This window comes from Sphingobium agri, from assembly GCF_023051225.1.
GTDB lineage: Bacteria > Pseudomonadota > Alphaproteobacteria > Sphingomonadales > Sphingomonadaceae > Sphingobium > Sphingobium agri.
The window spans coordinates 42,599-68,760 of record NZ_JALKHS010000004.1 but is presented as its reverse complement, the minus strand read 5'-3'; the positions used below and the strand labels follow the sequence as shown (position 1 = coordinate 68,760).

The 26,162-nt window shown below is 62.3% G+C and carries 34 protein-coding genes; 17 read left to right on the top strand and 17 right to left on the bottom strand.

Features of this window, described 5'->3' with window-relative positions:
• Positions 1–120 precede the first annotated feature (120 nt).
• A complete protein-coding gene (locus MU848_RS01540; RefSeq protein WP_247229773.1) occupies positions 121–507 on the top strand; it encodes a gamma-glutamylcyclotransferase family protein in 387 nt (128 codons plus the stop codon).
• A gap of 63 nt (positions 508–570) precedes the next feature.
• A complete protein-coding gene (locus MU848_RS01535; RefSeq protein ID WP_247229771.1) occupies positions 571–1,485 on the top strand; it encodes a dienelactone hydrolase family protein in 915 nt (304 codons plus the stop codon).
• 140 nt (positions 1,486–1,625) lie between these two features.
• On the opposite strand, the gene MU848_RS01530 is transcribed toward MU848_RS01535, so the two are convergent.
• Entirely contained in the window at positions 1,626–2,159 is a 534-nt protein-coding gene (locus MU848_RS01530) for a peroxiredoxin (protein WP_380800082.1), read from the bottom strand.
• Here MU848_RS01530 and MU848_RS01525 point away from each other — a divergent pair.
• The 4 genes from MU848_RS01525 (at position 2,137) to MU848_RS01510 (ending at position 5,388) form a co-directional block, all read left to right on the top strand.
• The gene (locus MU848_RS01525) at positions 2,137–2,793 is read left to right on the top strand and encodes a hypothetical protein (RefSeq protein WP_315862403.1); all 657 of its coding nucleotides are present in this window, start codon (positions 2,137–2,139) and stop codon (positions 2,791–2,793) included. The genes MU848_RS01530 and MU848_RS01525 overlap by 23 nt on opposite strands.
• 78 nt (positions 2,794–2,871) lie before the next feature.
• Positions 2,872–3,942 (top strand): DNA replication/repair protein RecF, encoded by a 1,071-nt coding sequence (gene recF, locus MU848_RS01520; RefSeq protein WP_247229767.1) that lies wholly within the window; start codon positions 2,872–2,874, stop codon positions 3,940–3,942.
• A gap of 108 nt (positions 3,943–4,050) precedes the next feature.
• Positions 4,051–4,584 (top strand): CHAP domain-containing protein, encoded by a 534-nt coding sequence (locus MU848_RS01515; RefSeq protein WP_201515687.1) that lies wholly within the window; start codon positions 4,051–4,053, stop codon positions 4,582–4,584.
• A 78-nt stretch (positions 4,585–4,662) separates the two neighbouring features.
• Positions 4,663–5,388 (top strand): CHAP domain-containing protein, encoded by a 726-nt coding sequence (locus MU848_RS01510; RefSeq protein ID WP_247229765.1) that lies wholly within the window; start codon positions 4,663–4,665, stop codon positions 5,386–5,388.
• 54 nt (positions 5,389–5,442) lie between these two features.
• Here the strand turns inward: MU848_RS01510 and MU848_RS01505 are convergent, their stop codons facing one another.
• The 7 genes from MU848_RS01505 to MU848_RS01475 all read right to left on the bottom strand — a co-directional run bounded on the left by MU848_RS01505 (position 5,443) and on the right by MU848_RS01475 (position 10,284).
• The gene (locus MU848_RS01505; RefSeq protein ID WP_097092420.1) at positions 5,443–5,715 is read right to left on the bottom strand and encodes a DUF3297 family protein; all 273 of its coding nucleotides are present in this window, start codon (positions 5,713–5,715) and stop codon (positions 5,443–5,445) included.
• A gap of 30 nt (positions 5,716–5,745) precedes the next feature.
• Entirely contained in the window at positions 5,746–6,600 is an 855-nt protein-coding gene (locus MU848_RS01500) for a S1 family peptidase (RefSeq protein ID WP_201515684.1), read from the bottom strand.
• Positions 6,601–6,602: 2 nt separating this feature from the next.
• Entirely contained in the window at positions 6,603–7,025 is a 423-nt protein-coding gene (locus tag MU848_RS01495) for a DUF350 domain-containing protein (RefSeq protein WP_097092418.1), read from the bottom strand.
• Between the two features lie 88 nt (positions 7,026–7,113).
• Complete coding sequence (locus tag MU848_RS01490; RefSeq protein WP_097092417.1) at positions 7,114–7,410, bottom strand: hypothetical protein; 297 nt, start codon at positions 7,408–7,410, stop codon at positions 7,114–7,116.
• A gap of 121 nt (positions 7,411–7,531) precedes the next feature.
• The gene (locus MU848_RS01485) at positions 7,532–8,773 is read right to left on the bottom strand and encodes an SAM-dependent methyltransferase (protein WP_247229763.1); all 1,242 of its coding nucleotides are present in this window, start codon (positions 8,771–8,773) and stop codon (positions 7,532–7,534) included.
• 33 nt (positions 8,774–8,806) lie between these two features.
• On the bottom strand, positions 8,807–9,559 hold the full coding sequence (locus MU848_RS01480) for a molybdopterin-dependent oxidoreductase (RefSeq protein ID WP_247229761.1): 753 nt from the start codon (positions 9,557–9,559) through the stop codon (positions 8,807–8,809).
• Positions 9,556–10,284, bottom strand: coding sequence for a cytochrome b/b6 domain-containing protein (locus MU848_RS01475; protein ID WP_247229759.1), 729 nt, complete (start codon positions 10,282–10,284; stop codon positions 9,556–9,558). Before MU848_RS01475 ends, MU848_RS01480 begins: the two co-directional genes overlap by 4 nt.
• Positions 10,285–10,697: 413 nt before the next feature.
• Between MU848_RS01475 and MU848_RS01470 the strand changes: the two genes are divergently transcribed.
• Positions 10,698–11,216: an outer membrane protein gene (locus MU848_RS01470; RefSeq protein WP_201515680.1), complete on the top strand. Its 519-nt coding sequence runs from the start codon at positions 10,698–10,700 to the stop codon at positions 11,214–11,216.
• 92 nt (positions 11,217–11,308) lie between these two features.
• On the opposite strand, the gene MU848_RS01465 is transcribed toward MU848_RS01470, so the two are convergent.
• From MU848_RS01465 to MU848_RS01445, 5 genes are all read right to left on the bottom strand, one after another.
• On the bottom strand, positions 11,309–12,229 hold the full coding sequence (locus MU848_RS01465) for an EamA family transporter (RefSeq protein ID WP_247229757.1): 921 nt from the start codon (positions 12,227–12,229) through the stop codon (positions 11,309–11,311).
• Between the two features lie 262 nt (positions 12,230–12,491).
• A complete protein-coding gene (locus MU848_RS01460; RefSeq protein ID WP_247229755.1) occupies positions 12,492–13,511 on the bottom strand; it encodes a fatty acid desaturase family protein in 1,020 nt (339 codons plus the stop codon).
• Positions 13,512–13,750: 239 nt separating this feature from the next.
• The gene (locus MU848_RS01455; RefSeq protein ID WP_201515677.1) at positions 13,751–15,271 is read right to left on the bottom strand and encodes a fumarate hydratase; all 1,521 of its coding nucleotides are present in this window, start codon (positions 15,269–15,271) and stop codon (positions 13,751–13,753) included.
• Positions 15,272–15,364: 93 nt separating this feature from the next.
• Positions 15,365–15,724 carry a DUF4440 domain-containing protein gene (locus tag MU848_RS01450; protein WP_247229753.1) on the bottom strand — a complete coding sequence of 120 codons (360 nt, stop codon included), beginning with the start codon at positions 15,722–15,724 and terminating at the stop codon, positions 15,365–15,367.
• Positions 15,725–15,813: 89 nt separating this feature from the next.
• Entirely contained in the window at positions 15,814–16,476 is a 663-nt protein-coding gene (locus MU848_RS01445; RefSeq protein ID WP_247229751.1) for a glutathione S-transferase family protein, read from the bottom strand.
• A 534-nt stretch (positions 16,477–17,010) separates the two neighbouring features.
• Here MU848_RS01445 and MU848_RS01440 point away from each other — a divergent pair.
• Positions 17,011–18,945 carry a ribonucleoside-diphosphate reductase subunit alpha gene (locus MU848_RS01440; protein ID WP_247229749.1) on the top strand — a complete coding sequence of 645 codons (1,935 nt, stop codon included), beginning with the start codon at positions 17,011–17,013 and terminating at the stop codon, positions 18,943–18,945.
• A gap of 67 nt (positions 18,946–19,012) precedes the next feature.
• Here MU848_RS01440 and MU848_RS01435 read toward each other — a convergent pair whose 3' ends face one another.
• Positions 19,013–19,267, bottom strand: coding sequence for a DUF2171 domain-containing protein (locus MU848_RS01435; RefSeq protein WP_097092910.1), 255 nt, complete (start codon positions 19,265–19,267; stop codon positions 19,013–19,015).
• Positions 19,268–19,356: 89 nt separating this feature from the next.
• Between MU848_RS01435 and MU848_RS01430 the strand changes: the two genes are divergently transcribed.
• The 4 genes from MU848_RS01430 to MU848_RS01420 all read left to right on the top strand — a co-directional run bounded on the left by MU848_RS01430 (position 19,357) and on the right by MU848_RS01420 (position 22,259).
• A complete protein-coding gene (locus tag MU848_RS01430; protein ID WP_097092407.1) occupies positions 19,357–20,412 on the top strand; it encodes a ribonucleotide-diphosphate reductase subunit beta in 1,056 nt (351 codons plus the stop codon).
• 26 nt (positions 20,413–20,438) lie between these two features.
• Entirely contained in the window at positions 20,439–20,681 is a 243-nt protein-coding gene (locus tag MU848_RS19105) for a DUF2188 domain-containing protein (RefSeq protein ID WP_380799981.1), read from the top strand.
• A gap of 56 nt (positions 20,682–20,737) precedes the next feature.
• On the top strand, positions 20,738–21,463 hold the full coding sequence (locus tag MU848_RS01425; RefSeq protein ID WP_247229747.1) for a DUF7946 domain-containing protein: 726 nt from the start codon (positions 20,738–20,740) through the stop codon (positions 21,461–21,463).
• Positions 21,464–21,665: 202 nt separating this feature from the next.
• The gene (locus MU848_RS01420; RefSeq protein WP_247229745.1) at positions 21,666–22,259 is read left to right on the top strand and encodes a glycine zipper 2TM domain-containing protein; all 594 of its coding nucleotides are present in this window, start codon (positions 21,666–21,668) and stop codon (positions 22,257–22,259) included.
• A 9-nt stretch (positions 22,260–22,268) separates the two neighbouring features.
• Here the strand turns inward: MU848_RS01420 and MU848_RS01415 are convergent, their stop codons facing one another.
• Positions 22,269–22,847, bottom strand: a complete 579-nt coding sequence (locus tag MU848_RS01415; RefSeq protein ID WP_247229743.1) for a thermonuclease family protein — start codon at positions 22,845–22,847, stop codon at positions 22,269–22,271.
• Between the two features lie 86 nt (positions 22,848–22,933).
• A complete protein-coding gene (locus MU848_RS01410; protein ID WP_247229741.1) occupies positions 22,934–23,287 on the bottom strand; it encodes a hypothetical protein in 354 nt (117 codons plus the stop codon).
• Positions 23,288–23,422: 135 nt separating this feature from the next.
• On the opposite strand from MU848_RS01410, the gene MU848_RS01405 reads away from it, so the two are divergent.
• The 4 genes from MU848_RS01405 to MU848_RS01390 are packed head-to-tail and all read left to right on the top strand — an operon-like array spanning position 23,423 to position 25,337.
• A complete protein-coding gene (locus MU848_RS01405; protein ID WP_201515670.1) occupies positions 23,423–23,803 on the top strand; it encodes a RidA family protein in 381 nt (126 codons plus the stop codon).
• A 5-nt stretch (positions 23,804–23,808) separates the two neighbouring features.
• Positions 23,809–24,165, top strand: coding sequence for an ArsC family reductase (locus MU848_RS01400; protein WP_247229739.1), 357 nt, complete (start codon positions 23,809–23,811; stop codon positions 24,163–24,165).
• A 51-nt stretch (positions 24,166–24,216) separates the two neighbouring features.
• Entirely contained in the window at positions 24,217–24,642 is a 426-nt protein-coding gene (locus tag MU848_RS01395; RefSeq protein WP_097092403.1) for an RrF2 family transcriptional regulator, read from the top strand.
• A gap of 38 nt (positions 24,643–24,680) precedes the next feature.
• Positions 24,681–25,337, top strand: coding sequence for an MBL fold metallo-hydrolase (locus MU848_RS01390; RefSeq protein ID WP_247229737.1), 657 nt, complete (start codon positions 24,681–24,683; stop codon positions 25,335–25,337).
• Between the two features lie 4 nt (positions 25,338–25,341).
• On the opposite strand, the gene MU848_RS01385 is transcribed toward MU848_RS01390, so the two are convergent.
• Positions 25,342–25,773 (bottom strand): MAPEG family protein, encoded by a 432-nt coding sequence (locus MU848_RS01385; RefSeq protein ID WP_247229735.1) that lies wholly within the window; start codon positions 25,771–25,773, stop codon positions 25,342–25,344.
• 209 nt (positions 25,774–25,982) lie between these two features.
• Here MU848_RS01385 and rpmF point away from each other — a divergent pair, with 209 nt between their 5' ends.
• Positions 25,983–26,162, top strand: a complete 180-nt coding sequence (gene rpmF / locus MU848_RS01380; protein WP_022682012.1) for a 50S ribosomal protein L32 — start codon at positions 25,983–25,985, stop codon at positions 26,160–26,162.

Sequence of the window (26,162 nt, the reverse complement as noted above, 5' to 3'; positions counted from 1 at the left end):
TACTCGGTACTTTACGCTTGAGCGATTGATCGCTCTTATTCATTCCTCGTCTTGAGGAATTTCAAAAAGGCCGCCCGGCTATTGCCAGGGCGGCTTTTTTATTGCTAGCAGTTCTTGGCAATGAGCCAGGCACTGCTCTTTGTGTACGGATCTCTCCGTCCCGGATTTGATGGAGAAATGGCCCGATGGCTTGCATCCGTGGCGCGTTTCGAGTGCGCTGCCCTTGCGAGCGGCGTGCTCTACCGGGTGGATTATTATCCCGGTTTTGTCCCCGGGCCTGACGGAATTGTCACAGGTGAGCTGTTCCGGTTGCCGAATGCGGAGGCCATGCTTTCGGTGCTTGATGAGCATGAGGAATGCACGGCGCATTTTCCTCAGCCCCATGAATTCCGGCGTGAACGGATAAAGGTGCGCAGCGCCGCCGGGCTGACCGATGCATGGACCTATGTTTTTGCCCGCGATGTGACGGGGCTGGAGCGCATCGCGAGCGGTGACTTCCTTGCCTGACCCGCTTGCGCCCGGCCGCTGAGCCGATAGTCTGCGGCGCGGGGGAAGCGGAGAGGACGCGCCATGAGCCATGACGATGAACCACAGCGGGTGACGGATCGCCTGCCCGAAGACCGCAGCTGGATCGACTGCACGGGGCTGGACCGGCGCAAGCTGCTGATGACCGGAGCCTTTGCCGCCGGTTTCGCCGCCGCCTGCCGCCCGGTGTCGAGCAGCGCCGTTCAGACATCGGGCGAAGGATTGACCCAGGAAACAGTGTCCATCCCGGCGAGTGACGGCTTTTCCATGCCAGCCTATGTGGCGCGGCCGGAAAAGGCGAAGAACGCTCCGGTCATCGTCGTCGTGCACGAGATTTTCGGCGTGCATGAATGGATTCGCGACATGTGCCGTCGCTTCGCGGGCCAAGGCTATTATGCGATCGCGCCCGATCTGTTCGCGCGCCATGGCGATGCCACCAAGATCGCCGATATCAAGCAGCTGATCGGCAGCATCGTGTCGAAGGCTCCCGATGCGCAGGTGATGTCCGATATCGACGCGGCCTATGCCTGGGCGGGCAAGCATGGCGGCGACGCGGGGCGGCGCGGCATTACGGGCTTTTGCTGGGGCGGTCGTGTCGTGTGGCTCTACGCCGCACATAGCGCGCAACTGGACGCGGGTGTCGCCTTCTATGGCAGGCTGGTGAGCGACAAGACGGCGTTGCAGCCGCTGAGCGTGGTCGAGCAGGCGGCGGCGTTGAGAGCCCCGGTGCTGGGACAATATGGCGCGTTGGACAAGGGCATTCCCGTCGCCGATGTCGAAGCGATGCGAACCGCGTTAAAGGCGGCGGGCAAGTCGCCGCCGGACGAGATTACCGTCTATCCGGAGGCTGATCATGGCTTCATGGCCGATTACCGGCCAAGCTATAATGAGGCGGCGGCGAAGGAAGCCTGGGCCGCTACGCTGGAATGGTTCGGGCGTTATGTGAAGGGCAGCAAATAAAGCGCCATCGCTGACCAGTCTTCCCGTTCGGTTTGAGCTTGTCGAAGTCTCTTCTTTTTCTCTTGAAGAGCAGAAAGGCGCTCAAGACAGGCGCTCTTCAACAAAGCTCAGGCCGAACGGTGATGGCTGCGGCGGACGCCTTATTTCGCCTTCATCGATTGCACCGCGGCCAGCGTGCTTTTCACATGGCCGCTATAGTTCATCTCGCTATGGACGAATACGACCCGGCCGTTGGGCGCGATGACATAGGAGGTGCGGTCGGTAATCCCCGGCCGCATCTTGAGAGCTACGTCATAGCCGGAGATGATGTCGGGACCGGCCGAGGCGACTGCGAACTTGCCGGCGCACTCCTTGGTCGAAAAGGCGACAAGATCGTCCACCGGATCGGCCGACATGCCGATCACGGTCGCGCCCGCCTTCTTGAAATCATCGATATGCGTCGCGAACTCGCGCGCTTCGGCCGAGCAGCCGGGAGTAAAAGCCTTGGGGAAGAAATAGAGGACGACCGGCCCGCGCTTCAGCTGGTGCGACAAGGTGAGGGTGAAGGTCTTTCCCGCAAGCGCGCCGCGCGTGGTGAAATCGGGCGCCTTGGCACCGGCGGACAGCGCCGCCATGGCACCGGTCGATCCAAGCACGCTGGCGGCCAGACCCATGGCGATCATCATGCGCTTCATCATCACCTTCACTCCATCCTTTGGCGGCTGTGCCAAAGGTGATGGCCCCTCTCCGGGCGGCTGGCAAGCCTGTAGCGGAACCCATCTGCGCCCAGCCGGTTCATTACGGATGCGCCTGCTTTTCGCCATGCCTTTGCTGCTGCTTTCCGCCTGTGACGACAAGGGCGGGGATACGCCCCGCATGTCGACCGACATCGTCGACGAGCAGGCAAGCTATGATGTCAGCAACGAAACGCCCGCACAGGATGAAGCGCTGACAGCGGGCAATGAGGCGGAGGCTTCGCCGCCCGTCAACGCCGCGTCGCCGGACAGAGCGGGAAAGTCGGCTTCTTCGACGCCTGCCGGTGCCATTCCTGCCGCCTTGCAGGGCAGCTGGACCGGCCTTAACGATCGCTGCGGCGACCGGTCGGCCGAGCTGGAATTGAAGGTCACGCCTGACAGCCTGATCTTTCACGAAAGCGTCGGCACGGTGAAGGGGGTCGTCACCGGCACCGGCGGCAAGCTGCGGGTCGATGCCGCTTTTACCGGCGAGGGCGACAGTTGGACCAAGAGGCTAGAACTACGTCCGTCAGCCAGTGGCCGCGAACTGACCATCATCAATGACGGGGCGGCGGTGACCCGCAAGCGCTGCTGATACTCCGCCTTTGTCGCGTCGTTGCTTTTTGCGCAAAACCGGTTCCCTCTTTCACGCGCGATGCTCTAGAGCGGGGCGATGATCGGCCGCCTGACCTTGAGCGATTTCCGCAACCATGCGGATGCGCTGATCCTTCCTGATCATGCCTTCATCGTGCTGACGGGGGAGAATGGCGCGGGCAAGACCAACATATTGGAGGCGGTGTCGATGCTGGCGCCTGGACGCGGCCTGCGCGGCGCGGCTCTGCGCGACATGGCGCGGCAGGGCGGGGCAGGCAGCTTCGGCATCGCGGCGGAGGTGGACGGGGTGGTGCTGGGCACCGGCACCTCCCCGCAAGCGCCGGACCGGCGGCAAGTGCGGGTCGGTGGCGTTTCCTCTTCGGCGAACGCCCTTGCCGATCATCTGGCGATCGTCTGGCTGACGCCCGCGATGGATCGGCTGTTCATGGACAGCCCCGGCGGGCGGCGGCGCTTTCTCGACCGGCTGACGCTCGCGCTGCATCCCGAGCATGCCGTCCATAGCGCGCGCTACGAGGCGGCGATGCGGGCGCGCAACCGGCTGCTGTCAGACCTGCCGCGTGCCGATCCATCCTGGCTGGCGGCGCTGGAAACGCAGATGGAGGAACATGGCGAGCAGCTTTCGGCGGCCCGCGCCGACCTGGTCGCGCGGCTTGGCGGTGAGCTGGAGGGGCAGGCTGACGAGCCCTTCGCCCGTCCATTGCTGGCGATCGAGGGTGAGGACGGGGGCGGCGCGGCGCTTGCCCAGCGGCTCGCGCGCGAGCGGCGGCGGGATGCGGCGGCTGGGCGCACCCTGTCCGGGCCGCATCGGCAGGATCTCGCGGTGATACATGCGGCCAAGGGGCAGGCGGCTGCGCTCTGTTCGACGGGAGAGCAGAAGGCGCTGTTGCTGTCCATCCTGCTTGCGCATGCCGCCCTGGTCGCGGCACATCGGGGGCAACCGCCCGTGCTGCTGCTTGATGAGGTGGCGGCTCATCTCGACCCGTCGCGGCGCGCCGCGTTGTTCGACAGGTTAACGGAAACCGGGGGTCAGGTCTGGATGACGGGGACGGAAGATAGCCTTTTCAACGACTTGAGGTCCGCGACACGGTTAACCGTAACTTCGGGCCGTGTTTTTCGTTCCGCAGAATAACGCGCGCCCACAACAACTCACCGCTCGACGCTTCTCAATTCATCCTTGCTCTGCCCTAAGGGCGCCACGGGGTTGATAACGCACAACAAGTCGGGGGTCGTTTCACACATGATCGGTGCTTTTCGCGCATTTATCGCGACTGCCATGCTTGCGCTCGGCGCCTTGATCGTAACCCCTGCCGCTGCCGGCGTTCTCCAGTGCGCGCCCTACGCGCGGCAAGTTTCCGGCATCGAAATCTACGGCAATGCCAACACCTGGTGGGGACAGGCCGAGGGCCGCTATGACCGTGGCCATGAGCCGCGCGAAGGCGCCGTGCTGGCCTTTTCCGCCAGCCGCTCCATGCCCGTGGGCCATGTTGCCATGGTGAGCAAGGTGGTCAGCGATCGCGAAGTGCTGCTGACCCACGCCAACTGGTCCTATCGCGGTGGCATCGAGCGCAACGTGCGCGCGATCGACGTGTCGCCCAACAATGACTGGACCGATGTGCGCGTATGGTACGGCCCGATCGGCGGCCTGGGCCTCCGCTCGAACGCCGCCAAGGGCTTCATCTATCCCAGCCATGCCCGTGAAGCCGCGCCGGTCCAGATCGCCATGGCCGACCGCGTGAGCCCGGCCGCAGCCGCCGCTGGCGCTGCTTTCTAAGACATTAACTATTTTCTAAGCGCCGCTGGCTAGTTTGACCGGCGGTGGGGCGATTCTCAATATTTTGAGGTCGCAAAAATGTTTCGATATCTTCGCGGAGCAGCATTGGTGCTGGCTTCGCTGGCCGCGACCCCGCTATGGGGCGCAACGGCTTTGCAGTGCGTACCCTATGCGCGGATCGTGTCCGGCGTGAATATCCGGGGCGACGCGCTGACCTGGTGGGATCAGGCGGAGAGCCGCTATGCGCGCGGCCATGTGCCTCGGCGCGGCGCCGTCATGGCCTTCCGCCCCTATGGCCCGATGGTGCTTGGTCATGTCGCAGTGGTGAGCAAGGTGCTGGACGACCGGCGCGTGCTGATCCGGCACGCCAACTGGTCGGTGCCCGGCGCGATCGAGGAAGATGTGCTGGCGCTCGACGTATCCGAAGCGGGCGATTGGAGCCAGGTCCGTGTCTGGCACAGTCCGACCGGGCAGATGGGTGCGCGGACCAACCCGACTTTCGGCTTCATCTATCCCGACAAGGCGCAGCTGCGCGCATTCGAGGCCGATCCGGCGCTCGGCACCAGCGTGCGCTTCGCCAAGGTGGACGCTGATATGGGGAAGCTGTCGAAGGCAGCGGTCAAGGTGGATGGCGAAGAGGCGCCGGCGCGTCTTGCGAGCCTGGGCCGGTCCTTGCGCAGGGTGGCGCGTGAGCCGAAGCTGGAGATCGACATGCGGGCGGTGCAGTTTGCGGACGCCATGCCGTCGGGACGATCGCTGCGGGACATCATCGCCGATGTGAAGCGGGATGCGCGGCTGCGCTAAAGACAAATGCCATTCGGGCCGAGCCATTCGACAGGCTCGGCCCGAATAATTTATTCACTCGGGCTGCGACGGCTCTTCGCCGCCTTCGGCTGCACGCTCGAACCAGGCTTCCACCGGGCCTGACAGCTTGATGGTCAGCGGCTGGCCGTGGCGGTCCTTGGTCTTGCCGGCGGCGACACGGATCCACCCTTCGGAAATGCAATATTCCTCGACATCGTTGCGGACGCGGTCCTTGAAGCGGATGCCGATCCCCCGTTGCAGCACGTCCATGTCGAAATGAGGGCTGCGCGGATTGGTCGAGAGGCGGTCGGGAGGCGTGTCGCTCATGGCTGTTTCAAATCCTTCGTTTCGCGCCGCCTAGCCTTTCGGCTGCGCCGCCGTCAACCGGGGCGCATCGTCCACATCGCAGAAGATGCGGCGGATCACGCCCTGCTCCAGCCAGGAGGCGAAGCGAACTTCCGCATCGGCAAGCCCGGCGAAGGGATAGGCCACGGGTTGATCGTTGACGGCGCGGCTGGCCTGAACCAGCCGGATCATCGCATCCGGCGCAGTGGTCAGGATGCGCCCCCGCCGGTCGGTCGCCGCGCTGTTGACGCCGACCACATGACCATCTTCGGCAAAGACGGGGCCGCCGCTGATGCCGGACAAAGTGTCGTCGCTTTCGGGCAGGCGAGCGACTTCCGCCCAGGCGAGAACCGGCTGGGTTTCCTCCGTCCGCCCACGCCGGGCGCTCGCCGCGCCGATCAGTTCGGAGACGACGAGCGCGGCGCGTCCTGCGGGAAAGCCCATATGGAAGCCGACTGAGCCAGGCGCGGGAACCCGGCCCGACAAGGGCAAGGCATGATCGCTGGGCAGGCCGTCACGCACGAGGGCGGCGTCCGCCTCCCGGCTTTCTACCACGCGGGACACGGCTCGCGCGACGCCGCCTTCCTCCAGCCCGATGCGGGCGCAGTCGTGGGTGACATGCTCCGCCGTCAGCCAGGCACCGTCGCGGTCCACGGCGAAGGCTGTGCCCATGCTGTCCGATGGCGCGCCCGGGCGGTCTTCGATCACGAAAGCCTCGTCGCTCCATTGCGGCATCGGACGGCGCGGGGAGCGCGGGTCGAAGGTTTCGACTTGCAAGGGCGTGGGCTGCGTCACCTCGCCGATCCAGGCGAGCGCCAATATGCCGCCCAGCATCAGCGGCAGGCATCCTATGCTCCGCCGCGCCATATTCAGCCCGCCACGGCCGCGGCCGTCAGGCAGGCGATCGCAACCTTCATCATCGCCAGGAAGGTGGCGGCGGATCGCTCATTCGCCTCAATCCGGGCGGAAAGGGAGCCGAGCAGGAAATCGACGAAGCGGAAGGCGATCAGTTGCAGCACAAGCGTGACGCTGCCCCAGATGATGATGTCCCAGACGTTGACCGATCCGGCAAGGCACAGGGCCAGCGGAACGGCAAGGCCGATCGCCGCGCCGCCGAGCGAGATCGCCGCAGCCTCGTTCCCGGCGCGAATCAGGGCGAATTCATCGTGCGGCGTGATCCACATATAAAGCGCCAGTGCCGCGAGCCACGCCAGCGTCGCGCAGGCAAGGTGCAGCAGGAAGATGGGGAGCCCGGACAGCAGGCTCTGAATGACGGGCATGGGATCGCTCATGCCGCCAAGGATGCCGCAACCTGATCCCCGCTTCAATCAGGGATCGGGTTGCGGAAGTGTTTCTGTCCCTAAGCCAGACAGTTATGCGTCAGCGGCAGATGCGCACCCGCACGTCGCGATCGCGATAATAGTCATAGCGCCATTCGGTCCAGCAGCGTTGGCGGTAGCGATAATGATGCCGCCTGCCGTCCCGCCAGTAGCGCCGGTCGCCATCGCGCCAGCGGCGATTATCCCAGCGCCGGTCCCAGTCACGGTCGCCCCGCCACTCGCGGTCGCCATAGCCATAATAGCCGCCGCGATATTGCGCCTGGGCTGGCATCGCCGTCGCGCCGAGGGCCGTGACGGCCAGCCCGAGCGCGGCCGCGCCCTTCACGAAGATATTCATATCCTCTCTCCTCAACATGCATCCCCGGACGCAGAGCGTTGGACGGGGCCTAGGGGAGAGAGGATGCACAAGCTTCACTGAACCGTCCGGGAACGGCACTGTCAGCCATCATTAAGGGAGGCTATTTGCCGCGCAGTTCGTCTTCTGCTGCGGTCATGTAATCGCGTGTGATCGGCAGCGCGCGGCGATCACGCGCATATTGGACCTGGTAATTCACCATGCCGCCATGTTCGAACACGGTCGCCGCGCCCGCGAGATAAAAGGTCCACAGGCGGAAGAAACGCTCGTCATAGAGAGCGATGATGTCAGCCCGCCGTGCCATCGCCCGGGCATACCATTGGCGGATTGTGAGGCCGTAATGGAGCCGCAGCACTTCGACGTCCGTGACCATCAGCCGCGTGCCCTCGCTGCCCTGAATCATTTCGGACAACGCCGGGATATAGCCGCCGGGAAAGATATATTTCTGGGTGAAGGCGTCGGTGATGCCCGGCCCGTCCACGCGCCCGATCGTGTGCACCAGCATCACGCCGTCGGGCTTCAGCAACTGCCGGCACTTGTCGAAGAAGGTGCGGTAATGGGCGGTGCCGACATGTTCGAACATGCCGACCGACACGATGCGATCGAACGGACCCTCTACATCGCGATAGTCGATCAGTTCGAAGCGGACATGATCGGCGACGCCTGCCTCCTCGGCCCGTTGCCGCGCGACCTTCAGCTGTTCTTCCGAGAGGGTGATGCCGGTAACGTCCACGCCGCAGGTGCGGTGCAGATAAAGCGCCATGCCGCCCCAGCCGCAGCCTATGTCCAGCACCTTCATGCCTGGCTTCAGGTGCAGCTTCGCGGCGATATGCGCCTTCTTGTCTTCCTGCGCCTGCTCCAGGCTGATGCCGGCCTCATTGTCCGCATCCGGGAAATAGGCGCAGCTATATTGGCGGTCACGATCGAGGAACAACGCATATAGCGCGCCTGACAGGTCATAATGATGGGCGACATTGGCCTTTGACCGCGCGCGGTGGTTGGCGCGCCAGAGCGTTTGGCGGATCGACTTGATGCCGCGTTTCAGCCGCCCCTTGGCGCTGATCGACTTGCCGCTTTCCCAGCTGTTGTTGGCGCGGATGAGCGAGACCAGTTCCATGATGCCGCCGCCCTCGATCGCGACGCGGCCGTCGATATAGGCTTCCGCCATGCCGAGGCGCGGGTCCTTGATGATGTCGAAGGGGACACGTGCGTCCCGGAATTTGAGGGCCAGCGAAGGGAAAGATGGATCGGGGGTGCCTGCGGTCACTTTCGTGCCGTCATGATAGATGATGGTCAGCTGTCCCCGTGTGACCAGCCGCTTGATGACGCGATCGAACAGTTTCATGGGGCGGCAACCTGTCAGGTCATTACGTCGCCGTCAAATGCCTGCATACCAATCATAATTGGCGCGGTCCTCCCAATAGCCGCCCTTGCCGCCGCCGATCCCGGACAACGTGTCGACCGCCTCTATCTCCATCAGATATTTGGCATGTTTGTAGCCCAATTGCCGCTCGACACGCAGGCGCAAGGGCGCGCCATTGGCCACGCGCAGCGGCTCATCATTGAGCGCGAAGGCCAGGATGGTCTGGGGATGAAAGGCGTCGACCATGTCGATGCTTTCATAATAGGGCCGCCCGTCGCCCATCAAATCCGCGCATTTGAAGACGAGATAGCGCGCCTTGTCGCTCATCCGCGCGGCGTCGAGGACGAGGCTGAGCGGCACGCCCCGCCATTTGCCGATGGCGCTCCATCCCTCGACGCAATCGTGGCGGGTGATCTGTTCACGATGGGGCAGGCTGTGCAATTGGGCGAGCGAGAGCGAGAGCGGGCGGCCAACCAGACCCGAAAGCTTGAGCCGCCAATCGGCAAAGCCCGACCGCCACAGCGCGCGATATTCCGGTGTGTTCGGATTGGCAGTGCCGTTGGGCCGGAAGAAGGGCGAGATCTGGTCGGGCCTGAACTCCCGCGCCATCGCGTCGCGCGCCATCAGGCTGCGCTGCGCCCATTTGTGAAAATTCTCCGCCGAGAACAACAGCTCTCGCGCCTGTTCGTTGCGGGCCAAGCGATCGCATCCCGAAAGCGTGGCAGCGGCGCCGAGCAATAATGTGCGGCGGTTCAGGACAAGGCTCACGGCCGCGCCTCTGGCAAGCGGTAGCGGCCGGTGACGATGGAGCGCAACTCGTTCGCAGGACCGGCAAGCAGCACCATGCAAAGGTGCACCAGAAAGAAAGCCGCCAGCAGGAAGGCGGCGATGAAATGGATCGAGCGCGCCGACTGCCTGCCGCCGAACAGATCAACCAGCCACGGCCAGGCGGCATTCATGCCCGGCGACAGGGTGAGGCCGGTGAAGATCAGCAGTGGCAGCGCGATGAAGATGACCAGGACATAGCTCGCCTTTTGCAGGACATTGTAGCGCAGCGCGGCTTGGCCCGTGGGAAAGCGCAGCCGGGCGTGATCGGCGATGTCCTGCCACACATGGCGCGGCGCCAGCTCACCACTGCGAAAGGCGAGGTCGCGGCCGATATGACGGCTGAACCACGCCCAGAGCATATAGGCGAGCAGGGCAAAGGCGAAGAGAGGAGCCGCCGCCAAGTGCCAGTGGCGGGACATCGCGAGATCATAATGGGCAGGCAGGGTGATCCACCCGCCAAAGCGCTCCAGCTCCAGCCATGGCTTGTCGAAATTGGCGCCATAATGGCCCCAATAGAGGCGTGGATGGGCGTTGAAGATGCCAAGGCCACTGGTGAAGAGAATGTAGAGCAGTCCGGCATTCAGCCAGTGCCACAGCCGAACCTGCCAGCGGTGGCGCAGCACCAGCGGCGCCGTCATGCTGGGGGAGGCGGGGCTGCTGTCCATGAGATGCTGTTACCCTTTTGCATCAGTCGCGTCAAAAAGCCGGCCTTTGGTCAGAACGTATCCGAAATGATTGGCCGGTTCATCTTCTGGCCATATTCGCCGTGGATAGGGACGATCATCGTCCGGGGCTGGCAGGCACGGACGGCATGCGTGTCGAATGTGGAAGATGAAGACGAATGACTGTTGCGAAATAGCATCATTAATCAACAATCTTCATATCGATATTGCAACATTGATCAAAGATCACCATATGCGCTTCAGCTCACGACGCAAGATCGGGGCAAGCAGGGATGGCGTAAAAGGGGTCACTTCATAGCGGCGCCTGGGGCTGAAATGCTTCGATACCATGCCTGTTCTTATCAAGAGTGTGGCTCACTTCCTGAGTAACGCACTTCTTATTGCATGAGGACTTTATGAAGACTGTGATTTTCGCAGCCGCTGCTGCTGCCGCTTTCTCGGCTCCCGCTTTCGCGCAGGACGCTGCTCCCTTCACCGGCCCCCGCGCTGGCGTGACTGTTGGCTATGACAGCGTCGAAGACTTCAAGGACGGCGTGAGCTATGGCGTGAGCGCTGGCTACGACGTGGCCCTGACCCCCTCGATCACCTTCGGTCCGGAAGTGACCCTGGGCGACAGCACGGCTGACGCCGATGTCGTTGGCGCGGAAGTCAGCCGTGATCTGGCCGCTTCGGTTCGTCTGGGCTACATCCTGAACCCGCAGGTTCTGCTGTTCGGCAAGGTTGGCTACGCCAACACCCGTTTCGAAGGTTCGAACACCAACAACGGCGCTTCGCTCGAAGGCGTTCGCTTCGGTGGCGGTCTGGAATATGCATTCAACGGCAACGCCTACATCTCGGCTGAATATCAGCGCACCGAATATGAGAACGAAGGCAGCCGTGATGCCGCCGTCGTCGGCATCGGTTTCCGTTTCTAATCCTTTTCGGATCTGAAACACAGAAGGGCGGTCCCATTGGGGCCGCCCTTTTTGTTTGCGTGCATGATTCAGTTTCGCGCGCCTCGCAACGTTCACCAGAGCGAACCGGCCAGCGCAAGCACGACGCCACTGACAACCAACAGCAGCCCCAGAACCTCGCTGCGCGTCATCCGCTCGCCAAGGTAGAAATGGCCGAAGCCGAGCGTGAACGCGATTTCCACCTGACCAACGATGCGGACGAGCGCGACCGGCGCTGTGGCAAAGCCGGTAAACCAGCAGGCTGACCCCATGGCAGAGAGCAGGCCGACTTGGCCGGAAATGCGCCAGCTTCCCCAGAGCTTGCGCATCTCGTCCGGTTCGCGCAGCAGCAGATAGCCGCCCTGCATCAAAGTCTGGAGCGCCACCGTCACCACCAGAACGATGAGCGCGGCGAGGATCGGGTCGCTGCCGCCCACTTCCTGCGTGGCGCGGCGGATGCCAATGGCCGTCAGCGCGAAGAAGAAGCCCGAAGCGATGCCGGTGAGCGCCGCGGGCTGACCGAGCGCCCTCAGGAAATCGGCTGGCCCCATGCGTTTGCCGCCCCCGGACAGCAGCATCACGCCAGCGACGCCGCAACCGATCCCCGTCCAGGCAAGGGGATGAAGCCGCTCCCCCATCAGCAGGAAGGATAGGATCGCGCCCTGCACCGCCTCCGTCTTGGAATAAGCGGTGCCGACGACGAAGTTGCGGTGGGCAAAGGCCATGATGAGCAGGTTGGTGGCGATGATCTGCGCGAGGCCGCCCGCAGCGCAGAAGAGCAGGAATTTGGCATCGGGCGAGGGCAGGGCCGTCGAGAAGGCCCAATGATATCCACCAAGCAGCAGCAGGGCGAAGGGCAAGCCGTAAAGATAGCGGACCAGCCCGGCGGCATTGACCGACAGGCTCTTGCTGACGCGCCGCTGCACCGCCGTGCGCCAGGCCTGGGTGGCGCCTGCGAGCAAGGTGGCGGGGAGCCAGATGGGCGAAGTTATCATGCTGGTCCTATAGCGCCTTGCCCGGCGCTGTCATGATGAAGAACGGCGGAAAACAGCCATTCTTGCCCCGAAGTTCACACTGTATGCGCGCGCGTGCCCCAGCGCGCGTGTGCGGATGCGAGGCACGTCGCGTAGAGCGACGGGATACGCATCCCTGCCGAAATAGGACAGGCGATTATTGATCGGTGCAGCGGAAATAGGATGGATTTTGCGCATGCTGTAGTGGCCGGGCCACAGATGCCCTTGTACCGCGCCGCGCCGTTCAGCCCTGCGGATTGGCGCTGGCCGTGGCCTGCGGTTCGCCCGCATCCTTGGTAGAAGGCGGCATCAACTCCCGCATCACGCCCCAATAGCTGCGCGTGATATGGGCGTGGGCGGCGAAATTGGGGTCGGTCATCAGATGCGCGTGCAACCGGCGCAGATTCTGCCAGGGGACGGATGGAAACAGATGATGTTCCAGATGGTAGCTGACATTGAGCGGCGCGATCAGGAACCGGTCGAGCAGTGTCGGGATGATCGTCCGCGTGCCGTTCAGTTCTCGTTCGTTCGCAACGCCATTATGCTCCGCGATCGCCCTGATCCGGTTGAAGACATTGGCCCAGATGAATTGCGGGATCAGGAGAAGGCCCAATATCTGCCAGCGCCAGGGCGACATCAGGATCAGGCCATAGAAAAGCACGGCCCAGACGACGTAGCGGATGCGCAAGGCGAGGGGAAAGTTGTAGTCGAAGCGCCCCGGATTATGGAAATTGGCGAAGGGGGCCCAGATGCGGCTGTCGCGGGCCATGCGATAGAAATTGAGGCCGGTCACGCTGCGCACCAGCAGCCACAGCATGGCGAGGGGCCGTTTCGGGAAATGCTGATCGGGATCGCGTTGCTGCACCCGATAGTCGCGGTCGCGCATCGTGTTCGTGTAGCGATGGTGATGCATGTGGTTCGCGCGGTACAGGTGAATGCTGAAGCCAAGCGGATAGGCGACGAAAATGTCCCCTATAAAGTCATTGATGCGGCGGTTGCTGAACAGCATCGAGTGGCAGGCATCATGCATCATCACCGCCAGGCATTGGATGCGTGATCCGATGATGAAGCCCGCCACTATATAGACGGGTATGCTGTCGAGATGGATTGCGACGGCGCCGGCGGCGATCGCGACAGCCCATTGCAGGAACAGCAGCACCGCGTTGCGACGGTCGTCGATGACGGACAGCTTGCGCACGGTCGCCAGCATGTCGCGCCGGGCATAGCGATAGCCGGGCGGATAGAGGTTGGCGTTATCTTCCACGGGAATGCGTCTCCGAGCGCGGCGTCAGCTTGGCGCGGCGACGTTATGAGGGGAGCAGCGCTGCGTCAACGGCGGGGGCTTGGGAGAAGGCATGGCGGCAGGACGCTGAGGCCCTTCGACAGGCTCAGGGCGAACGGGGGTAAGGTGCTTCGCGCTGTCCAATGTGGGTGGAAGCGGCGGGAGGAAGAACAGCGCCGGGTCTGGCGCGGTCGCTGTTCTTCCTTATCGCGGGACTGGGATCAGGCCTGTTCCAGCAAGCCTTCCTTACGGATCTTTTCCTGCCAGACGAGCGGCGCGAGGCGATGGACATTCTGGCCTTCGCTATCGACGGCCACCGTCACAGGCATGTCCTGCACCTCGAATTCGTAGATCGCTTCCATGCCGAGATCTTCGAAGCCGACGACCTTCGCGCCCTTGATCGCGCGGGCGACGAGATAAGCCGCGCCGCCAACCGCCATCAGATAGGCGCTCTTGTGCCTGGCGATGCTGTCCGTTGCGGCCGGGCCGCGCTCGGCCTTGCCGACGCAGGCGGCGAGGCCCTGTTCCAGCATCATGTCCATGAACTTGTCCATGCGGGTCGCGGTGGTAGGGCCAGCCGGGCCGACCACCTCGTCACGCACCGGATCGACCGGGCCGACATAATAGATGACGCGGCCCTTGAAATCGACCGGCAGCTGCTCGCCCTTGGCCAGCATGTCCTGGATACGCTTATGCGCGGCGTCGCGGCCGGTGAGCATCTTGCCGTTCAGCAGCAGGCGGTCGCCATGCTTCCAGCTCTGCACGACTTCCGGCGTCAGCGTGTCGAGATCGACGCGGATCGCTTCCTTGCTTGGCTTCCAATCGACCTGCGGCCATTCGGAAAGCTTGGGTGCTTCCAGATAGGCGGGGCCGGAGCCGTCGAGCGTGAAGTGTGCGTGGCGGGTCGCTGCGCAGTTGGGGATCATCGCGACCGGCTTGCCCGCCGCATGGCAGGGATAGTCGTAGATCTTGACGTCGAGGATGGTCGAAAGACCGCCCAGGCCCTGGGCACCGATGCCGAGCGCATTGACCTTGTCGAAAATCTCGATGCGCAGGCGTTCGATGTCGTTTTGCGGCCCGCGCGCCTTGAGCTCGCCCATGTCGATGGGCTCCATCAGCGATTCCTTGGCAAGCGCCACAGCCTTTTCCGCCGTGCCGCCGATGCCGATGCCGAGCATGCCCGGCGGGCACCAGCCAGCGCCCATCTGCGGGATCATCTCCAGCACCCAATCGACGATCGAGTCGCTTGGGTTCATCATCTTGAATTTGGTCTTGTTTTCCGAGCCACCACCCTTGGCCGCGACATCCACCGTCACCTTGTTGCCCGGCACCATTTCGACGTTCAGCACGCAGGGCGTGTTGTCCTTCGTATTCTGGCGCGAGAAGGCCGGGTCGCGCAGGATCGAGGCGCGCAGGCGATTTTCGGGGTTGAGGTAAGCGCGGCGCACGCCTTCGTCGACGACATCCTGCATCGAGCGGCTATTGTCGTCCAGGCGGCAGTCCATGCCCCATTTGATGAAGACGTTGACGATGCCGGTATCCTGGCAGATGGGGCGATGCCCTTCGGCGCACATGCGGCTGTTGGTCAGGATCTGGGCAATGGCGTCCTTCGCCGCAGGGTTGGCTTCGGCCTCATAGGCTTTGCCGAGCGCGCGGATGTAATCCATCGGGTGATAGTAACTAATGAACTGGAGCGCGTCGGCGACGCTCTCGATCAGATCGGCGGTCTTGATGACGGTCATCTACCCTGGTCCTCTGGCCATTATAGCGATTTGCGCCCGGCTATAGGGTTTTGGCGGACGCTGTCCAGAGGAAGGGTAGGCCGAATTGGGCGCCTAGCTGGCGATCAGCGGTGGGGTCTGCTGGTGCTGGATGACGCGCCACTCCTCATGCGCCAGCCGCCGATAGGTCGATGTGCAATGGGCTTCATAATCCTCACCCTCGCCCCGATGCGCCTTGGCCATGTAGGCGATCACGATTAGTCCCTCCTGCGGGCGCATCACCTGCCGTTCGGTGAGCTCCACGCTGTCCCAGCGCGGCGTCTGCGCCATCGCCTGCGCGGCGTCGCAGCCCTTGTAGATGAACGGCGGCGCGGGCACGACCATCAGGCTTTCATCATCGATGCACTGCTCATAATCGCTGGCGTCGCCAGTCCAGAGCCGTTCCTCAAACTGCCACACACGCTGGTCGTCCATTTGTCGCGCCTTTCTGCCGGGTCGGATCAAAGAAGCGCCCGGCGAGCGCGAAGGCTCCCCGGCTTGGTCGCAGAGATGGGGCGGCCCGCCTATCGCTCCCGGTCAGCGGCCTCTTGCGCGTAGGGGAACATGTGCCACCAGGGCTCTTTCTCCTCGAGCACCCGGGTAAAGCTCGGCCGCGCCTCCAGCCGATCGAGATAAGCAGCCAGCACCGGGAAACCGCCGCGCATCGGCTCCACCTTGTCGGCGTAGAAAAGGGCAGGGGCAGCAGCGCAGTCGGCCAGCGTGAAGGCGTCACCCGCGGCCCAATATCGCGCGCCGATCCGCTCTTCCAGCAGCGCATAGGCCTTGCCCAGCAGAATGCGCGCCTCGCCAACGCCATGCGGGTCGCGCGCTTCTTCCGGCCGCAGCCGGTCGGCAACGATCCTTTGCATCGGGGTCATCACATAATTGTCGAACAGCCGGTCCATCATCCGCACCTCTAATGCTTCCTCGGCATCGGCTGGGATCGGACGGAAGGAGCCGGAGCAGTGCTGCCCCAGATATTCGATGATGATGCTCGCTTCCGCCACCGTCTGGTCGCGGGCCTCGTCGCGCAATACCGGGAACTTGCCGAGCGGCCAGAGGGCGAGCCATGCTTCGACGACGCCCGGCTCCTCCATCATCCGGCGATCGAACGGGATGCCCTGCTCGTAAAGGGCGATCAGTACCTTCCAGCAATAGGAGGAAAGGGGGTGATAGTAGAGAATCATCGGCTTTGCCTCTGCGCTGCATCGTCCGTGGGGAATTGCGGCTTTTATCACGCTTTTTCGGCGTTGGCCCATTCACGGTTAATCCACATCAGCTTGTGGATAAGTTGTGGATGAACCACCATCCTTAGCGAAACGGGACAAGGGTGCTGACCTGATCCCGGCAAATTCGATGATCGGCCAAAATTATTTTCGTTCTCAAATTGTTTCCCTTGCCTTTTGCGAGATGGCCGGAAGTCCGCGCGTCGCTGCGATGCAGGATCGGTCCATTGTCATATGTTTGCCATGTGAACCGCCGCGCGCAGCCCTCCAATCGTCATTTACCCTCTTGCAAGCATAGGAAGCTGTGGCACTATCCCTTGTATCGGGTTAACGGGGGTTACCCAACAGATTGTGATTGCTCCGGCTGGACCATTTTCCAGGCGAGAGGCGTTTTGCCTCATGCGGTCCCTCGTTGGTTGGCCCCCTGCTGGCAGGGCAAGCTCTCGACAAGAAGCTTGACCGAATCGAACGAAACAGGAACATTCGGGGGCTCGAATGGATTTTCGTGACAGCGAACAAACAGGTGCAAGCGACGTGGCGACGGTAATCGACGAAGTTATGGAAACGGTGGCGGAAAAGAAGAAGGCTGCGCCGGCCAAGGTGGCTGCGCCTTCCTCTTCGTCCATCCAGGCGCGCCGGTTCGATGTCGTGACCGACGACAGCCGCGACGCGTTGCTGACGGAGTTCGGGAAGGACACGCTGAAGGACCGCTATCTGCTGCCCGGCGAATCCTATCAGGATCTGTTCGCTCGCGTCGCGGCGGCCTATGCCGACGACCAGGCGCATGCCCAGCGCGTCTATGACTATATCTCGCGCCTGTGGTTCATGCCTGCGACGCCTGTGCTGTCCAATGGCGGCACTGGACGCGGCCTGCCGATCAGCTGCTATCTCAACAGCGTCGATGACAGCCTGGAAGGCATCGTCAACACCTGGAACGAGAATGTGTGGCTCGCCTCGCGCGGCGGCGGCATCGGCACCTATTGGGGCAGCGTGCGCGGCATCGGCGAGCCGGTGGGTCTCAACGGCAAGACCAGCGGCATCATCCCGTTCGTCCGGGTGATGGACAGCCTCACCCTCGCGATCAGCCAGGGCAGCCTGCGCCGCGGTTCGGCCGCCTGCTATCTCGACATCTCCCATCCGGAGATCGAGGAGTTCCTGGAAATCCGCAAGCCGAGCGGCGACTTCAACCGCAAGGCGCTCAACCTGCACCATGGCGTGCTGTTGACCGACGAGTTCATGGAGGCGGTGCGCAACGGAGCTGAGTTCCAGCTGAAATCGCCCAAGGACGGCTCCGTCCGTGGTTCGGTCGATGCGCGCAGCCTGTTCCAGAAGCTGGTGGAAACCAGGCTTGCGACGGGCGAGCCCTATATCGTCTTCTCCGACACCGTGAACAACATGATGCCCAAGCATCATCGCGATCTCGGCCTTAAAGTTTCGACGTCGAATCTCTGTTCAGAAATCACACTGCCGACGGGTCGCGACCATCTCGGCAATGACCGGACGGCGGTCTGCTGCCTTTCGTCCCTGAACCTGGAAACCTGGGACGAATGGAACAAGGACCCCGTCTTTGTCGAGGATGTCATGCGCTTCCTCGACAATGTGCTGCAGGATTATATCGACCGTGCGCCGGACGAAATGGCGCGGGCGAAATATTCGGCGGCGCGTGAACGGTCAGTGGGCCTGGGGGTGATGGGGTATCACTCCTTCCTCCAGGCCCGGGGCCTTCCTTTCGAAGGGGCCATGGCCAAGAGCTGGAACCTGCGCATCTTCAAGCATATCAGCGAGAAGGTGAACGACGCCTCGATGCAGCTGGCGGTCGAACGTGGCCCGTGCCCGGATGCTGCCGACATGGGCGTCATGGAGCGCTTTTCCTGCAAGATGGCGATCGCGCCCACCGCGTCCATCAGCATCATCTGCGGCGGCACTTCGGCCTGTATCGAGCCGATCCCGGCGAACATCTACACGCACAAGACGCTGTCCGGCAGCTTCGTGGTGAAAAACCCCTATCTGGAAAAGATCCTGCGCGACAAGGCGAAGGATTCGACCAATGTCTGGAACTCGATCCTCGAACGCGGCGGCTCGGTCCAGCATCTCGATTTCCTCAGCCAGGAAGAAAAGGACACGTTCAAGACCAGCTTCGAAATCGACCAGCGCTGGTTGCTCGAACTCGCGGCGGATCGTACGCCCTTCATCGATCAGGCGCAGTCGCTGAACCTGTTTATCCCGGCGGACGTGGAAAAGTGGGACCTGATGATGCTCCACTTCCGCGCCTGGGAACTGGGCATCAAGTCGCTTTACTATCTGCGGTCAAAGTCGGTGCAGCGCGCGGGCTTCGCGGGCGGGGTGGAAGCCGACAACACGATCGACGCACCGAAATTCGAGCTGGCTGGGGAAAGCACAGACTATGACGAATGCCTGGCGTGCCAATGAGCTAATGGGGGGGATGGGCGCGGCGGTGGCGACACCGGCCGCGCCCACACAATCGCCCCCGGAGCCGTCACCCCTCGTCTTGTTCTTCTTCAAAGAGAACGGCGTTGGCACCGGTCGCAGAGAGCCGCACAGTGCCATCCTCATCAACCCCGGCGATCAGTCCCTGACTGATATAATGATGATGCCCGGAGTGACTTCCCTGGCCGCTATCCGCCTTGATCAGCTTGATACGATCGCCCTCGACGTGATCGACAGTGCCGACATGGACGCCATCAGCGCCGATAACCTCAGCATGTTCCTTGATGCTGGTAAGATCAACCATCATATTGCTCCTGTGCCGGGGATGACGGGGACCAAACGTCCCGCGCCCGCACAGGTTGCGCACATCCATTAATTCGCGGAGCCGACCCGATGCCCCTTCTTCAAGCCAGCAAGGTCTACAAGCCTTTCGAATATCCCTGGGCCTATGAGTTCTGGAAGCGCCAGCAGCAGCTGCACTGGCTTCCCGAAGAAGTGCCCCTGGGCGAGGATTGCCGCGACTGGGCGCAGAAGCTGTCGGACCATGAGCGCAATCTGCTCACGCAAATCTTCCGCTTCTTCACCCAGGCGGACGTGGAAGTGCAGGATTGCTACCACGAAAAATATGGCCGTGTGTTCAAGCCGACCGAAGTGAAGATGATGCTGACCGCGTTCAGCAACATGGAAACGGTCCACATCGCCGCCTACAGCCATCTGCTCGACACGATCGGCATGCCCGAAACCGAATATTCGGCCTTCATGCAATATAAGGAGATGAAGGATAAGCATGACTATCTGAGCCAGTTCGGCGTCGACACGGACGAGGATATCGCCAAGACGCTGGCGATGTTCGGCGGCTTTACCGAAGGGCTCCAGCTCTTCGCGTCCTTCGCGATGCTGATGAACTTCCCGCGCTTCAACAAGATGAAGGGCATGGGCCAGATCGTCACCTGGTCGGTGCGCGACGAAACGCTGCACTGCGAAGGCATCATCAAGCTGTTCCACGCCTTCGTGAAGGAGCGCGACTGCCTGACCCCGTCCGTCAAGGACGACATCATGGACATGTGCCAGAAGACGGTGCGGATCGAGGACGCGTTCATCGACCTCGTCTTCGAAATGGGCCCCGTGCCCGGCATGACGCCCAAGGACATCAAGAAATATGTCCGCTACATCGCAGACTGGCGCCTGGGGCAGCTGGGCCTCAAGCCCATCTATATGATCGACGAACACCCCCTGCCGTGGCTGACACCGCTGCTGAACGGGGTAGAGCACGCCAACTTCTTCGAAACCCGCGCGACGGAATATTCGAAGGGCGCGACGCGCGGCCAGTGGAACGAGGTGTGGGACGCCTTCGATCGGCGCAAGACGCTCAAGGCTGGCAGTGCCGCCAATGTGGATGAGCCAAGCGATCCGGATATGTTCAAGGCTGCGGGGATCGCTGCGGAGTAACGCCCCCCTTTTTTAGGAGAACAGTTTTGGCGAAAAATGACCGGACAGTCTTCAAGAGGGAAGATGGACAATGGGCCAATAAAAGGGACGGTGCCAGCCGCCCCGCCAGTTTGCATAAAACCCAAGCCTCTGCTGCCGCAGCGGGCAAGGCAAATTTAGAAAACTCTGGCGGCGGGGAATTAAAGATAAAGGGCTTGAACGGACAAATTCGGAGCAAAGACACGATTGGACGTTCTGATCCATACCCTCCACGGGACACAGAGCATTAACATAAATAAATCTTGAGCGGCGTTGGTCTGATGATAAACCCTTCAAAGGGGGTAATATGTCATTAGAAATCACTTTCACCGGTCTTGAAGCAGAACATCATCACATAGAAGCGAATGAAGGTTTAGAATCACTCGCCGGCCTTGCTCATGCCGCTACATTGATCGCTCACTTCGTAGTAACAGAACAAGTGCGGCAGAGAACGCCTTACGACGACCGATTGCGGTTCTTTTTCCAAGATACTCGTCCCGGTAGCTTGACGGCTATTTTGGCCGTTGGTGGCGCACTAGCTATGGGAGCCGCAGGCAATGCGGTTTATGATGTTTTAAAAGTAGTTTGGAAAAGGGCCACGGGCTCAGGCGACGAGGGCGATGTAGAAGTCGCGGGTCATCTCTATCGCTCAGGTGATATTGATGCGCTAACCGAAGCGGTTTCTCCATCTCTTTTACGCGGGCATTCTTGGATTGGTCATCCCCATCAAAAGATTTCGATAAAAACGGGCCGAAATATATTGGTCGATTTTTCTGAGGAAACAAAAGATTATTTGAAGAAGGAGGTCCCGGAAGAGGGTGAAAGCTTCCAAGACGTTTCTGTTGCCGCCCTAAATGTTAACTCGAGGCATGGTCGAGTTTTCTTCTTCGATTTGGGAAGGACTATTCCGTTTAAAGTAGATCGGAATGCTGTTGGGCGTACGATCCCTAACCTATCACGCTATCTGACAAAGTATGCAGAGAAGAGCGGAGCAACTGTAAACATTAAATTTAAAAAAAATATTCCACATTGATGGACGCCTGAAGAGGATCATCATTTTTGACTGCTTTGGCATTGAGGGCGTAGAGTGAGCAGTTATGCGTTAATTTCAACCTTCGTGAACAGCCCATCAAAGTTTCTATCCGCTGAACGCGCAGTTTTGGCCGGTTCATGCAACATCAGGGTAAACCATGAGTTTAGCTCCATAGCCTGATAAATATGGCAAGGAGCATCACATGAATTTCTCGATCAAGCGCGCCATTGCCGCTTTTTCGCTGGGTGCGATGACGTTGACTGGCGTTGCTGCGACCCCTGCTTTGGCACAAGGCCGCGATGTGCGGATCGACGCGAAGGATTTTGCGCGGGAACAGCGGGACGCGCGCAATGACCGGCGCAGGGATGTCCGCGACGCCCGCCGCGACTATCGCGAGGATCGGCGCGACGCCCGGCGCGACTGGCGGAACGACCGCCGTCACGATAACGGCCGCCACAACGGTTGGAAGCGCCCCGGCAAGACCGTCTACAACTATGACTGGAATCGCCCGGATCGCCGCTATGGCACCCGTTATCGTCCCGATCGCTATTATCGGAGCGGCTATGAGCCGATCCGCGTGACGCGCAACACGCGTATCTATCGTGGCTATGACGACCGCTATTATTGCCGCCGCTCGGACGGCACCACTGGCCTGATCGTCGGCGCGGCGCTGGGTGGGCTGCTCGGCAACCAGCTCGATCGGGGCGGTTCCAGCCTGCTGACGACGCTGATCGGCGGCGGCGCGGGCGCTCTGCTCGGGCGGGAAATCGATCGCGGTGGCGTGAGCTGCCGCTAACGCTTGCCGTTAACTACGGCACCAGGGCTGGCGTGACCCCATCCAGGGCCGCGCCAGCCCTTCTGCGACCAGCATCGCTCCGATCGATTGATCCCCCCGCATGACTATCCGCAATGATCGCCCGTAGCGATCCTGGTCGCGATCGATGGGTTGGAGCATGAAGGAACCGGCGTTGAGCAGCTCCCGCAGCCGCTCGGTTGCCTGAGCGCCGAGCGAGGCTTCCTCGGGGCAGCGAGCCGGATGGGTTTCCGGCGTATCGATGTCAGCGATCCGAATGGTTTCGCCCCCCAGGCGAAAGGTATCGCCGTCGATCACGCAGTCGCTGCGATAGCCGTCATCGCACATGGCGAAGGATGCGGCTTGCAACCCTTCTTGCTGGATGAAATTCGGTGACGGGCTGAATCTGGTGCCAGGCAGCGATGGGAGAAGATCGCCTCCTGCCCAAAGTCCTGATGCGATGATCAGGAACGGGGCCAGAAAGCCCTTGAAGCGGGTGCGCGATGCTTGCGCGCTGCGCCAAGGCCGAGCGCTTGCATGGACGAGGCGGAGGTGTCCGTGGCGGCCGGGCCTGCGGGGCTGGTAGGACATGCTGTCCACCTAGCCCGCCGCACATCATTGCCGCGCCGTGAAGCTGATCCGCTTTCCCTCCGTTCCGGCGCGAATGGGGGAGGGCCTTAGCCTTCCTCCTCCGTGCCGTCGCCCATCATGTCGTCTTCATCGTCCATATTCTCGGTATCGACCTGGCCGAGGGCGCTTTCCTCGTCATCCATCTGCGGTTCGCCGGAGAAGGCGTCGAAATCCATATGTCCGGACCGGTTCATTTCCTCCATCCGCTCGACAAGGTCGGGGGTGTCGTCGGGGATGATCTGGGCCGGGTTGGTGCTGCCGCCGCGCTCGCTGTCTTCGGACAGGTCGGTGCTGCGGACGCGGGCGTCGTCGGTGACGGTCTGCGCCTGCGATCCTTCGTCGCGCTGCTCGTCATTTTCCTCGATGATGTCGGGGAAGCGGTCTTTCTCATTTGCGTCCATGGCATGTCTCCTTGCTCCCTCAACGGATCAGCCCCGCCGCCGTTCCTCGCCGCCCAAAAGCCGCTGGACGCGAGCGGCGGCATGGGGCAAGAGCCGCCCCAATCCCCATCCGCTTCCCTTCGAAGGAACTCCCCCATGTCCCGCACGCTCATTTCCTCGGGCTCGCCTTTCGAGGCGCAGGTCGGCTATTCCCGCGCTGTCGTCCAGGGCGACTGGTGCTTCGTCGCCGGCACCACCGGCACTGATCCCGAAACCAAGACGATGCCGGAAAGCGTCGTCGACCAGACTAGCAACGCGCTGAAGGTGATCGGCAAGGCGCTGGAGGAGGCGGGCTTCTCCTTCGCCGACGTCGTGCGCGTGACCTATTACATCACCGACCCGGCCTATTGGGACGAGCTGGGCAAGGCGACGGCGCCGGTGTTCGGCGAGATCCGCCCGGCGGCCAGCTGCATCGTCACCGGCCTTATCAAGCCGGAGATGAAGGTCGAAGTCGAAGTCACCGCGTTCAAGGGGTGATGGCCATGATTACCATGTATGGCATCAAGAATTGCGACACGATCAAGAAGGCGCGCAATTTCCTGGACAATGAGCGCGTTTCCTACAGCTTCCACGACTACAAGGTGTCGGGCGTGGACAAGGGAAAGCTGGAGGAATGGGTGATGGAACATGGGTGGGAAACCATCCTCAATCGTTCCGGCACCACCTTCAAGGCGCTGGACGCGGGCGACAAGGCGCATATCGATGCGGAAAAGGCTATCCTGCTGATGAGCGCCAACCCCTCCATGATCAAGCGGCCGATCCTGGACGTGGGCGGCCGGACCATCGTCGGCTTCAAGGCGACGACCTATGAAGAGGCGCTGAGCGGCGTAAAGGCCTGACCGGCTGCGCGGCGGCTTGTCAAATGAGGCGCGGGGGCGAATAACGGGATCATGCTTTCGCAGAAGACCCGTTACGCCATCCGCGCTCTCCAGCATCTTGCCGACCGCTACCGTCAGGGGCCTGTGCCGCTGAACGAAATCGCGACGCGGCAGAATATCCCGGCCAAGTTCCTGACGGTGATCCTGTCGGAGCTGTCGCGCGAGGGGCTGGTGGCGACGCAGCGGGGACGCGACGGCGGCTATTGGCTCGCGCTGGCGCCCGTCGACATCAGCTATGGCGACATCGTGCGGCTGACGCGGGGATCGCTGGCGCTGACCCCCTGTGCGAGCCGATTCGCGCATGAAACCTGCACCAACTGCCTGCCCGAATCGGAATGCAGGCTGCACCGCGTGATGCTGCGCGTGCGCGACGAGACGGCGCGGGTGCTCGACAGCATCAGCCTGGCCGAGCCGCTGGCGATGGAAGAGGCCGAGTAGCCCTTGCGCCTGGCGCGCGGCTTCGCCACATCTCCGGCATGACTACGCCTCCGCTCAAAGCCGCGCTTATCCCTGTCACGCCCTTGCAGCAGAATTGCACGCTCTTTTGGTGCACGGCCACCAATCGCGGCGCGTTCGTCGATCCGGGCGGCGACCTGCCACGGCTGAAAGCCGCCGCCGAGCAGCAGGGCGTGACGATCGAAAAGATATTGGTGACGCACGGCCATATCGACCATTGCGGCGAGGCGGGGACCCTGGCCAGGGAACTCGGCGTGCCGATCGAAGGACCGCATGAGGCGGACCGCTTCTGGATCAGCCGCCTGGAGGAAGATGGCCGCAACTATGGTGTGAACGGCAAGATTTTCGAGCCCGACCGCTGGCTGGCCGACGGCGACCAGGTGACGGTGGGTGAGCTGGTGCTGGATGTCTATCACTGCCCCGGCCACACGCCCGGCCATGTGGTCTTCCATCACGCTCCCAGCAAGCTCGCCATTGTGGGCGACGTGCTGTTCCAGGGATCGATCGGCCGCACCGACTTCCCGATGGGCAATCATCAGGATCTGATCGACGCGATCACGGGCAAGCTGTGGCCGCTGGGTGGCGACACGGCCTTTGTGCCGGGCCATGGCCCGATGAGCAATTTCGCCCATGAACGCCGCACCAACCCCTTTGTCGGGGACGCCGTGCTGGCCTGACCGCTCAGATCTGGGCGGCAAGAGTTGGCGGGGCCGGAACCGCACGGGTGGCGCTGTATGCGGCATAGAGCGCTGCGATTGCCAGTCCCGCCATGACGACCCAGGTCAAAAGCGCGCCGACTGCGCGGGCAGGGGACGGGCTGTCACCGTCCATGCCGATCGGATGAGCGACGCGTGCGATGATGAAGGCGCATGCCGCGATCCAAAGCCATAGCGGCGAGCCAAGCGCCAGTTCGACAAGCGCGAACAGGATGAGGACTAGCGGCGCATATTCGGTGAAATTGGCGTGGGCACGCATCCGGCGGGCGAGCAGAGGGTTTCCGCCATCGCCGTGCAGCGTCTTGGCTGACATGCGAATCCGTACGCATCGCGTCGCCAGCCACAGGTTCACAAAAGCGCAGGCGGCGGCCAGTGTCAGCGTGATCGGCAACAGCATGATGGTCTTCTCCCCTTCTCTCTCTGATGATCAGGGTAACCGGGATGCCGCCAAGGGCAAGGAAGGACTTGCGCCGGGATCAAAAAGCGCTATAGGCGCAGGGCTTCGCGATCACCCGGGCCGCATGGTCTGCGGCGCCTGTGGCGTCGGCATTCCTCGGATATCGGCCAGTCGCTCAACCAGATTTAATTATGGAATAAGGTGCCGACATGGCTGTCCCAAAGAGGAAAACTTCCCCGTCCCGCCGTGGCATGCGCCGCAGCCACGATGCGCTGCGCGTCGAAGCCTATCAGGAATGCTCGAACTGCGGTGAACTGAAGCGCCCGCACAATCTGTGCGAGGGCTGTGGCCACTATAACGGCCGCGAAGTCGTTGCCGTCGGGGCCTGA